At 39.1% G+C, this 11,831-nt stretch carries 6 protein-coding genes and 3 rRNA genes; 4 read left to right on the forward strand and 5 right to left on the reverse strand.

Features of this window, described 5'->3' with window-relative positions:
- Nucleotides 1-17: 17 nt before the first annotated feature.
- The 3 genes from rrf to ACWJKS_RS13655 form a co-directional block, all read right to left on the reverse strand.
- Nucleotides 18-134: ribosomal RNA gene (gene rrf / locus ACWJKS_RS13645) — 5S ribosomal RNA — on the reverse strand.
- Nucleotides 135-250: 116 nt separating this feature from the next.
- Nucleotides 251-3,176: ribosomal RNA gene (locus ACWJKS_RS13650) — 23S ribosomal RNA — on the reverse strand.
- A 292-nt stretch (nucleotides 3,177-3,468) separates the two neighbouring features.
- Nucleotides 3,469-4,986 (reverse strand): 16S ribosomal RNA (locus ACWJKS_RS13655).
- Together the 16S, 23S and 5S rRNA genes form the textbook arrangement of a ribosomal RNA operon.
- A 584-nt stretch (nucleotides 4,987-5,570) precedes the next feature.
- Between ACWJKS_RS13655 and ACWJKS_RS13660 the strand changes: the two genes are divergently transcribed.
- Nucleotides 5,571-5,774, forward strand: a complete 204-nt coding sequence (locus ACWJKS_RS13660) for a DUF6440 family protein (RefSeq protein WP_462952832.1) — start codon at nucleotides 5,571-5,573, stop codon at nucleotides 5,772-5,774.
- Between the two features lie 21 nt (nucleotides 5,775-5,795).
- On the opposite strand, the gene ACWJKS_RS13665 is transcribed toward ACWJKS_RS13660, so the two are convergent.
- On the reverse strand, nucleotides 5,796-5,936 hold the full coding sequence (locus tag ACWJKS_RS13665; RefSeq protein WP_462952831.1) for a hypothetical protein: 141 nt from the start codon (nucleotides 5,934-5,936) through the stop codon (nucleotides 5,796-5,798).
- Between the two features lie 397 nt (nucleotides 5,937-6,333).
- Here ACWJKS_RS13665 and gltS point away from each other — a divergent pair, with 397 nt between their 5' ends.
- A complete protein-coding gene (gene gltS, locus ACWJKS_RS13670; protein WP_220287364.1) occupies nucleotides 6,334-7,566 on the forward strand; it encodes a sodium/glutamate symporter in 1,233 nt (410 codons plus the stop codon).
- Nucleotides 7,567-7,852: 286 nt separating this feature from the next.
- The gene (locus ACWJKS_RS13675; RefSeq protein WP_216303241.1) at nucleotides 7,853-8,368 is read left to right on the forward strand and encodes a hypothetical protein; all 516 of its coding nucleotides are present in this window, start codon (nucleotides 7,853-7,855) and stop codon (nucleotides 8,366-8,368) included.
- Between the two features lie 98 nt (nucleotides 8,369-8,466).
- Here ACWJKS_RS13675 and ACWJKS_RS13680 read toward each other — a convergent pair whose 3' ends face one another.
- Complete coding sequence (locus ACWJKS_RS13680) at nucleotides 8,467-9,648, reverse strand: MalY/PatB family protein (RefSeq protein WP_462952830.1); 1,182 nt, start codon at nucleotides 9,646-9,648, stop codon at nucleotides 8,467-8,469.
- Between the two features lie 680 nt (nucleotides 9,649-10,328).
- Between ACWJKS_RS13680 and ACWJKS_RS13685 the strand changes: the two genes are divergently transcribed.
- Entirely contained in the window at nucleotides 10,329-11,591 is a 1,263-nt protein-coding gene (locus ACWJKS_RS13685) for a dicarboxylate/amino acid:cation symporter (RefSeq protein ID WP_462959792.1), read from the forward strand.
- The last annotated feature ends 240 nt before the right edge of the window (nucleotides 11,592-11,831 follow it).

Genomic DNA, 11,831 nt, shown 5'->3' on the forward strand with positions numbered 1-11,831 from the left:
CTTAGCGGTTTTTTCTTACCTGGCGACAACCTACTCTTCCACAAGGTCACCCCTGCAGTACCATCGGCGCATTGAAGCTTAACCTTCGTGTTCGGTATGGGAACGGGTGTTACCTTCATGCCATAATCACCAGATTGAGAATATAAATATTCTCTGAAAATTGCACAGTGAATTAGTCTTTTCGCTCACGCTCAAAGCCTCGCTTCTTTCTTACGAAAGAAGTATATCGCATTACTTTTAATTATATATTTAGGTCAAGCCCTCGACTTATTAGTATTAGTCAGCTGAACATGTTACCATGCTTACACCTCTAACCTATCAACCTGGTGGTCTTCCAGGAGTCTTACTAACATCGCACTTACGTGCGAGTTATGGGAAATCTCATCTCAGGGTGGGCTTCACGCTTAGATGCTTTCAGCGTTTATCCCTTCCAAACATAGCTACCCAGCGATGCCACTGGCGTGACAACTGGTGCACCAGAGGTTTGTCCATCCCGGTCCTCTCGTACTAAGGACAGCTCCCTTCAAATTTCCTACGCCCGCGACGGATAGGGACCGAACTGTCTCACGACGTTCTGAACCCAGCTCGCGTGCCGCTTTAATGGGCGAACAGCCCAACCCTTGGGACCTACTTCAGCCCCAGGATGCGACGAGCCGACATCGAGGTGCCAAACCTCCCCGTCGATGTGGACTCTTGGGGGAGATCAGCCTGTTATCCCCGAGGTAGCTTTTATCCGTTGAGCGATGGCCCTCCCACGAGGTACCACCGGATCACTAAGCCCGACTTTCGTCCCTGCTCCACTTGTAAGTGTCGCAGTCAGGCTCCCTTCTGCCTTTGCACTCTTCGCGCGATTTCCAACCGCGCTGAGGGAACCTTTGGGCGCCTCCGTTACTTTTTTGGAGGCGACCGCCCCAGTCAAACTGCCCACCTAACAATGTCCTGTGACCAGATTCATGGCCTCCAGTTAGAACCTCAGTACTGTCAGGGTGGTATCCCAAGGATGACTCCACACAGGCTGACGCCCATGTTTCTCAGTCTCCCACCTATCCTGTACAGACAATACCGAAATTCAATGCTAAGCTACAGTAAAGCTCTACGGGGTCTTTCCGTCCAATCGCGGGTAGCAAGCATCTTCACTTGCACTACAATTTCGCCGGATGTGTTGTTGAGACAGTGCCCAAATCATTACGCCATTCGTGCGGGTCGGAACTTACCCGACAAGGAATTTCGCTACCTTAGGACCGTTATAGTTACGGCCGCCGTTTACTGGGGCTTAAGTTCATACCTTCGCTTGCGCTAAGTAATCCCCTTAACCTTCCAGCACCGGGCAGGCGTCAGCCCCTATACATCAGCTTTCGCTTTAGCAGAGACCTGTGTTTTTGCTAAACAGTTGCTTGGGCCTATTCTCTGCGACCTACTTACGTAGGCACCCCTTCTCCCGAAGTTACGGGGTCAATTTGCCGAGTTCCTTAACAACAATTCTTCCGATGGTCTTAGGATTCTCTCCTCACCTACCTGTGTCGGTTTGCGGTACGGGCACCAATATCCTCGATAGAGACTTTTCTTGGCAGCGTGGAATCAGATACTTCAGGAATAAATTCCCTTCCCCATCACATCTCAGCGTTAAGAGCAAACGGATTTGCCTGTCTGCTCCGCCTAAATGCTTAGACACACATCCAATAGTGTGCACATCTTATCCTCCTGCGTCATCCCATTTCTAATAACGTCCATTGGTGGTATCGGAATATCAACCGATTGTCCATCACCTACGCCTTTCGGCCTCGGCTTAGGTCCCGACTAACCCTGAGAGGACGAGCCTTCCTCAGGAAACCTTAGGTTTTCGACCGTTAAGATTCTCACTTAACTCTCGCTACTCATGCCAACATTCTCACTTCTGTACCGTCCACCACTCCTTACGGTATGACTTCAGCCAGTACAGAAAGCTCCTCTACCGCGTACACAATTGTGTACACCCATAGCTTCGGTGGTAAGTTTTAGCCCCGGACATCTTCGGCGCAGGATCTCTTGACTAGTGAGCTATTACGCACTCTTTAAATGAGTGGCTGCTTCTGAGCCAACATCCTAGTTGTCTTAGAAATCCCACATCCTTTTCCACTTAACTTACACTTTGGGACCTTAGCTGATGGTCTGGGCTGTTTCCCTTTTGACTACGGATCTTATCATTCGCAGTCTGACTGCCGAAATAAAAGTATATGGCATTCGGAGTTTGATAGGGTTCAGTAACTGTTGTCAGCCCCTAGCCCATTCAGTGCTCTACCTCCATTACTCAATTAATCGACGCTAGCCCTAAAGCTATTTCGAGGAGAACCAGCTATCTCCGAGTTCGATTGGAATTTCTCCGCTATCCACAGCTCATCCCATGGTTTTTCAACACCAACGTGGTTCGGACCTCCACGGAATTTTACTTCCGCTTCATCCTGGCCATGGATAGGTCACCCGGTTTCGGGTCTACGACATGCAACTATGCGCCCTATTCAGACTTGGTTTCCCTTCGGCTCCGTACCTTAAGTACTTAACCTTGCTACATATCGTAACTCGTTGGCTCGTTCTACAAAAAGCACGCCGTCACACATATAAAGTGCTTCGACCGGTTGTAGGCACACGGTTTCAGGTTCTATTTCACTCCCCTTCCGGGGTTCTTTTCACCTTTCCCTCACGGTACTTCTTCACTATCGGTCACTAGGTAGTATTTAGCCTTGGGAGGTGGTCCTCCCAGCTTCCCACAAGGTTTCACGTGTCTCGTGGTACTCTGGATTAGATCTGACTGTTTTTCCTTTTCATTTACAGGCCTATTACCTTCTGCGGAGCAGCTTTCCAGCTATCTTCAATTAAGGAATTGCAGTATTTATGATCTATCCTCAACCCCCAGATCAAAGACCTGGGTTTGGGCTCTTTCCCTTTCGCTCGCCGCTACTTAGGAAATCGATGTTTCTTTCTCTTCCTCCGGGTACTTAGATGTTTCAGTTCCCCGGGTCTACCTCTGCATACCTATTTATTCAGTATGCAGTACATAGTTGTTACTATGTGGGTTCCCCCATTCGGAAATCTTTGGATCACAGGCTATTTGCGCCTACCCAAAGCTTATCGCAGCTTAACGCGTCCTTCTTCGGCTCCTAGTGCCAAGGCATTCGCCATGCGCCCTTTGTAGCTTGACCTTGATTCTGTCTATTTACATAGACGGTTATATTAATTTTGCGAAATTGTATTAAATTAATTTATAAACTACTTGCGTAGTTTTAATTTTTTTAAAACAACTTTTTTCACTGTGCAATTTTCAAAGAACATTTTAAGAAAAACTATTCATTATCTAACTCCTAAGAGTTAGATAAAATTAGTCTCTCAAAATTAAACAGAGAACTAGGTACGATTAATTACAATAGATATTTTTGAAGAACAAATTAATATTCTTCTATTGCATCGACCGAAGTCAATACATCTACTCCCTAGAAAGGAGGTGATCCAGCCGCAGGTTCTCCTACGGCTACCTTGTTACGACTTCACCCCAATCATCAATCCCACCTTCGGCCGCTGGCTCCTTACGGTTACCTCACGGACTTCGGGTGTTACCAACTCTCATGGTGTGACGGGCGGTGTGTACAAGGCCCGGGAACGTATTCACCGCGACATGCTGATTCGCGATTACTAGCAACTCCGGCTTCATGTAGGCGAGTTGCAGCCTACAATCCGAACTGGGATGAGTTTTTGAGTTTGGCTCCACCTTGCGGTCTTGCATCTCTTTGTACTCACCATTGTAGCACGTGTGTAGCCCTAGACATAAGGGGCATGATGATTTGACGTCATCCCCACCTTCCTCCCGGTTAACCCGGGCAGTCTCACTAGAGTGCTCAACTTAATGGTAGCAACTAATGATAAGGGTTGCGCTCGTTGCGGGACTTAACCCAACATCTCACGACACGAGCTGACGACAACCATGCACCACCTGTCACCCTGTCCCGAAGGACTTCGCCCATCTCTGGGTTATGCAGGGGATGTCAAGTCTAGGTAAGGTTCTTCGCGTTGCTTCGAATTAAACCACATGCTCCGCTGCTTGTGCGGGCCCCCGTCAATTCCTTTGAGTTTTAATCTTGCGATCGTACTCCCCAGGCGGAATACTTAATGTGTTAACGGCGGCACCGAGGTTCGACCCCCGACACCTAGTATTCATCGTTTACGGCGTGGACTACCAGGGTATCTAATCCTGTTTGCTCCCCACGCTTTCATGCCTCAGCGTCAGTTACAGTCCAGTAAGTCGCCTTCGCCACTGGTGTTCTTCCTAATCTCTACGCATTTCACCGCTACACTAGGAATTCCACTTACCTCTCCTGCACTCTAGACACCCAGTTTCAAATGCAGCACCCAAGTTAAGCTCGGGTATTTCACATCTGACTTAAATGTCCGCCTACGCATCCTTTACGCCCAGTAAATCCGGACAACGCTTGCCACCTACGTATTACCGCGGCTGCTGGCACGTAGTTAGCCGTGGCTTCCTCCTCTGGTACCGTCATTATCGTCCCAGAAGACAGAACTTTACAACCCGAAGGCCTTCATCATTCACGCGGCGTTGCTGCGTCAGGGTTTCCCCCATTGCGCAATATTCCCCACTGCTGCCTCCCGTAGGAGTCTGGACCGTGTCTCAGTTCCAATGTGGCCGATCACCCTCTCAGGTCGGCTACGCATCGTCGCCTTGGTGAGCCGTTACCTCACCAACTAGCTAATGCGCCGCGGGTCCATCTCAAAGTGGAATTTTCCGAAGAAAAATCCTTTGATGTTTCGATCATGCGACCAAAACATATTATGCGGTATTAATCTCCCTTTCGGGAGGCTATTCCCCTCTTTGAGGCAGGTTACCCACGTGTTACTCACCCGTCCGCCGCTAATCCACCCCGAAAGGTTTCATCGCTCGACTTGCATGTGTTAGGCACGCCGCCAGCGTTCGTCCTGAGCCAGGATCAAACTCTCAATTTAAAAGTTTACACTTTTTTAGTTGAAATGATTAATCTGCGACAACTGTTAAGTTGTTACGCAAGCTCATTACATACTTTTTAGTCTTACGACTAAATTTTACTTTATACTAAAGTAATTAACTGGTTTAACGAAATATTATTTCGCTATCTTTACCTATTTCTCTGTTTAATTTTCAAAGACCAATTCGCTTTGTCATCATGTGACGACTTCTACTATATTACTAGGTATTTCTTGTTTTGTCAACATTTTTTTAATTTGTTTTCATTTGAAAACATACTAAATAGTTATCAACAGTTAGCTTATCGTGCCACTCGTTTGTGACGACAAGGAGTATTCTATCACATAAATAAGAGCATAATTTCACAACATAGCTACTCTAGCTAGATTACATTCATATTTCTACATATTAGTCTAAATAATTCAATGTTTCGCATCCTGATACACATGGCTAATTATTATCAACATAGAAACATTTTTTTGAGAAACTGTCGTCAAATAACAAAAGTCTCCCCCTATTAAGTATACAACCTTAATTTTTGGCTATATTTAATAATATTGCGAAATAAAAAATATAGGAGGAAAAAATGTTTAATAAGAATGATAAGATAAGAAATAAAACATTTAAAACTGTATGCAATCGGGCTGATGCATTAGCAGTACGTTGTAAAATACTTGTAGATACAGACACAGTAACAAATTATTTAATTAATATTGAGGATTATGCTGGAGGAATTACTGTATTGTTAGATAAAGATGGAAACCCTATATTTTCACAAGTGAAGTTGTAACGTTTTTATATAGATACAAACCTACTTATAATGTTTACTGATTTCAGTAATTAATTTACCCCAAAACTTAGACTCCTTTTTAATTGTTTTTACTATTTTTTTCGGATTAGCTTTTCCACTATACAATACTTTTACAACTAATAATGTATATATCAACTTCATATAAATCACTCCTTACAGTTATTTATATTCTTTTAAGCCTTTGAAAAGTCTAATGATTTACCAAAACCCCCGTTCCCTAGAGTTTTTCACATATTCAATTAAGGATTTCCCTAAAGTATCAGATTGGTGGATCCTTAATATCTGGAACTGATTTCAATATACAGTTTTTATTTACTAATTATCTCAAATCTATTATAAATCCTCTCTAAACGAATCCTTATTACTAAATAATTAACTGATACTTTTTTATCGAACATATAGTATTTAATTCTACATATATTATTAAAACCACTCTTATGTTTCTATAGATGTCTAGCACTGTTAAAATTAGAAAGTGGTATAATAAAATTAATCAAGACAACGTTTACATTGTCTTGATGTTAAAGGAGGAGCAATTATGAAAACAGAATTAGTAGAAGATTTACTTACTCTCAAGGTTGATATGGTAGCAACCTTAGCAACCGCAATTTTATTATTACTATTAGGTTACTGGCTTATAAAAAAGGTAGCTTTTTTTAGAAAGTTTTGTATTCCTGCCCCTGTAATTGGAGGTTTACTATTTTCAATACTTGCCCTTGTTTTAAAACAGAGCGGTCTAATAACAATTAGTATGGATACAACTTTTCAATCTCCTTTTATGATAGCTTTCTTTACGACTATTGGACTTGGCGCAAGTTTTAAATTACTTAAAAAAGGTGGAAAATGTTTAATTATCTACTGGCTGCTATGTGGAGTCCTTGCTATTTCACAGAATGTTATAGGCATTGTATTTGCAAAGATTACTGGAATTCACCCTATGTTTGGTATTATGGCAGGTTCAGTTTCAATGGAAGGTGGACATGGTGCAGCAGCCGCTTTTGGAAAAACTGCTGAGGCTATGGGTATTGCAGGATCTACTACCGTAGCTATAGCTGCCGCCACTTTTGGTCTTATATCTGGTGGTCTTATCGGGGGCCCCATTGCAAAGCATTTAATAGACAAACACAAATTAAAACCTAGTACATCAGATAACTATGACGTAAAATCCTTTGAAAATGTAGTAAGCGACACAGGAAATACAAAAATCACAACGAATATGGTTATGGCTCATATGGCAATAATAACTGTTTGTATGACAATCGGGTCTATTGCCAGCGGATGGTTTTCAACAGCTACAGGCCTTTCTTTACCTGGATATGTAGGCGCTATGTTTGTATCTGTAGCTTTTAGAAATATAAATGATAAAATACACATCGCTAAACTTGATTATTACACTATAGATTTAATGGGCAACGTGTCCCTTGGAATTTTCCTCTCAATGGCATTAATGACATTGAAGTTATGGGAACTTGTAGGACTTGCAGGACCATTATTAATAATAGTTACTGCACAAGTAATATTTATGATATTATACACAGTATTTGTTGTATTTAAATTCCTTGGAAAAGATTTTGATGCAGCCGTTATGGCAGCTGGTATGGCAGGTCATGGTCTTGGCGCTACTCCAAATGCTATAGCTAATATGGGAGCTGTTACTGAAAAATATGGTCCATCTCCAAAGGCATTTTTAATAGTTCCATTAGTCGGAGCATTTCTAATTGACCTCATAGGTATCCCAACTATTGTATTCTTCATGAATTTTTTTAAATAAAAATCCATATAGAAAATATTATTACGATGCCAAGACTTCCAAAAGTACTTACAGCAAGAATTTAAGCAAAAATAACCTTTTCCATTGTTAATAGTGTCGTTAAATTTAACGGCACTATTAACTAACCCTTAACCCGATAAAACTCCTAATCTTAGTACTTTACTATACATTCCTGCTAAGTGTTTAATTAAATTTTACAATGGCCTTATTAAATTTAATTTATTATAGAAGGTATTTGGAAATATTTGGAGAATACTTTCTATATATAATTTAGGAGGCGTGTACAATGATCTATGATGCATTTAAAATAGCTAAACATTTAAATATCAGTAAAGTAACGGCTTACGCTAAGATGAAATTACCTGAAGTAAAACCTTTTTTAATATCCCACAATGGTAAAACATGTGTAGAAGAAAAAGGTCTAGAAGCAATTAAACAAGCTCTAAAATATAATCACTCTTCAGAAGCAGAATCAGAAGTTGCAGTTACAGTGGTGAATCTATTAAAAGAAGATATGATTGAAATACTTAAAAGTAATATCGAATTTATTAAACAGCAATTAACTGTTAAAGACGGTCAACTCTATGATATTAATAAATTATTAGAAAATACACAGGTCCTGTTTAAACAAGAACAAGAGAAAAATAAAATCGTGTTATCATTACCCGAAACCATTAAAGAACACGATATTCAATTGGTTAATAATCTAACTCAAAGTCTTGAAAGACAACGATCCAAAGCAGTAGCCGACGAAATTCTTCACAGGAAAAAAGGAATTTTCCAAAGATTGTTTGATAAATAAGAAATAGCTGTAGTAAAATTAATTATTACTACAGCTATTTCTTTATTTTCATATCCCTCGTTAAATCCAAGTATATCACTGCTTGTTTATAATTTTATCTAATCCCTATTCAATGAATTAACAGCTTTTTCAAGTTGTAGCATAGCTTTCTCAAGTATTGAACGTGGACACGCTATATTTACACGCATATATCCAGAAAGACTACGACAGAAATCATTGCCAGCATTAAGTCCTAGACCCGCCTTATTTATCATAAATTCTTTCAGTTCATCATTTCCCAATTCTAGTTTACGACAGTCAAGCCAAACCAGATAAGTACTTTCAGGTCTGCTAGGTTTAATTTTTGGTATGTTGTTTTTACAAAACTCTCCTATGAAATCAATATTGCCCTCAATATATGGAATTAACTGTGTAAGCCACTCTTGACCATACCTATAAGCTGCTTCTACCGCTACAAGACTAAAGCAATTATTGCGATGGATATCCATACCTCTCCAAAAAACATCAAATGTCTCTTTAACTTCAGCATTCGGAAAAATCACTACAGACGCCTGTAGTCCTGCCAAGTTGAAAGTTTTTGTACATGAAGTACAGGTGATGGTTTTACTAGAAACCTCCTTTGATATACTAGCAGTAGGAATGTGTTTATTATCCCACAATATCAAATCTGAGTGTATCTCATCTGAAACAATCATTACATTGTAGCGTAGGCATAGTTCAGTAATATGTTCTAGTTCCTCTCGGATCCACACTCTGCCTACCGGATTGTGTGGGCTACACATAATAAATAACTTTGGTTTCTGTTTTAATTTTTCTTCGAAGTCCTCAAAATCTATTGAATAGACTCCATCTTGTTCTAATAATTGATTTTCAATTACCACTCTTCCCCAAGATTCTATTACGTCATAAAATTCTGGATAGACTGGAGTCTGTATCAAAATTTTATCTTCTTTATTAGAAAATTCTCTGACAATAACCGATAGAGATGGAACAACACCGGGGCTGAAACTAATTAAATCTTTATTAACTATCCAATTATTTTGAGTCTTTTCCCAATCACAAAAAGCTTCATAATAGGAGTCAGGGCGAGATGTATATCCATAGATTCCTTGCTTCGCTCTTTTGATGATGGCATCATTAATGGGCTTAGCTACCTCGAATTCCATATCTGCTATCCATAATGGTATTACATTAGAAGTTCCAAATTTTTTTTCTCTTTCATCATATTTTGCAGCAAAGTTGTTACTACGGTCAATTATTTCATCAAAATTATACTTCATAGTTTACACCCTTCTTATATTTATTTGTGCAAGAAATACTTGCTATAACATAAATATAGCAAAAATGATGCCAATTTTCTGATTGATCTTTTGGAGTGGTCTTTAACTAAGTATCTATTATATATAAAGCTTTTATCGAAAAAATTGTTTTCGAACAAATTAAATGGTTAAAGTTATACAACTTAAACCATTTAAATGAAAAATATTGTCTACTCCTCTTGAATTGCAATCAAAAATTACATCATTCTCATTTAGACCAATAATTCTTCATCTCTAATTACCGAATTTTGTTGAAAAAGAGCAAAAACCTCATTTATTGGCATAAAATTTGCTAGTTACCATTATAGCAAGCTTGATATAAGAAATGAAAGGATAAAAACTATGATTACAAAAATGGAATTATTAAGTTGCTAATGCAAGGAGCAATTGTACACTTATATTAAGCGTACATAATGGAATAGGTATCACACCTATTTTCAATATTTATTCAAAATTATTTTCGTCAAAGTAAACGATACCGTACTTATAAATCGTGATTAATCAACAATGTCATTATTTGTCGACAGATTGTATAACAGGTAATTGCTCATTATCAATTATAAAAAAGCGTAAAGTCAAGGATTGTTTGAAATGTCTTTTTATTTCTTAACAATACCAACCAATGAAAAGGAGATATTAAAATGAACAAAAAAAAACAAAGCACATGGAAAAACTATCGTTTCTCTATTGTTTTAATGCTATCTATTATAATAGGTAGCATAATTGGAATTGTTTTCGGTGAAAAAGCAACAGTACTTAAACCATTTGGTGATGTATTTCTTAACTTAATGTTCACCGTTGTAACCCCTCTAGTCTTTGTTACCATAGCTGGTGCAGTAGGAAATATGGTCAATATGAAAAGACTTGGGAAAATTATAAGCAACATGTTTTTGACATTTGTTACTACGGGACTTATTGCCGGCGTTATCGTTATTGCTGTTGTCAAGTTTTTTCCACCTGCTGCTGGCGTTAACCTAACATTGCAATCTGCTAAAGCGTTGGAATCCGTCAAGCTTTCTGATCAAATTGTTAAGACACTAACTGTAACTGATTTTGGTGGCTTATTTTCTCGCTCTAATATGATGCCTCTTATTATATTCTCTATTTTCTTTGGTTTATGTGTTAGTTCCCTTGGCGCTGAAAACAACATTATAGCTAAGGGGTTAGACGCTATGTCCAAGGTTATGATGAAATTTATCAGCATTATTATGTTGTACGCTCCAATTGGTTTAGGTGCTTATTTTGCAAGCCTCATTGGCGAATTTGGTCCTCAGCTCTTGGGAGCTTATGCAAGAGCTATGATTATATATTATCCACTATGTATTGTATATTTTTTTGTTGCATTTTCTGGATATTCATATTTTGCTGGTGGTACTCAGGGTATAAAAATTTTCTTCAAAAACATCTTAGAACCGTCAATTACATCTCTTGCAACACAAAGCTCTATTGCAACTCTACCTGTTAACCTAAAGGCTACTAATAATATGGGAGTTCCAAAGGATATCCGTGAAATTGTATTGCCAATCGGTGCGACCATGCATATGGACGGTACTGTTATCTCTTCGATATTAAAAATTTCATTTTTATTTGGAATATTCGGACAAGGATTCTCTGGAATTGGAACCTATATTGCTGCACTAGCCATTTCAGTTATGGGCGGCGTAGTTATGTCGGGTGTTCCAGGTGGTGGACTTATCGGTGAAATGTTGATTGTAAACTTATTTGGGTTTCCGCCAGAAGCGTTTCCAATTATTGCAACTCTTGGTTTCCTTGTAGATCCTGCTGCAACATGGATAAACTGCACTGGTGACGCTGTAACATCTATGATAGTTACTAGATTGGTAGAAGGTAAAGACTGGATGAAGAAGAATGTTCAATCTTTATCATCTTCTATCAAAGGCTAATGATTTATAGATGTTAACTCTATATTATAGGTTGAATGCTCTCCCCTTAAATAACTGATTTAGTCCTATAAATTCTTAATAATATAGAAAAGGGTTCAATAACATTGGCATAGTTATTGCTTGTAATATAAGTGTATTTGCAAATACGAGTTACAATTAAAACTTACATCGGATGATTTTTAGCATCTAATACTTTATGTACAATAAATCCTAAACTGTAAACTTTAATAATAGTAAGTA

Source organism: Clostridium sp. CM038 (assembly GCF_055081105.1).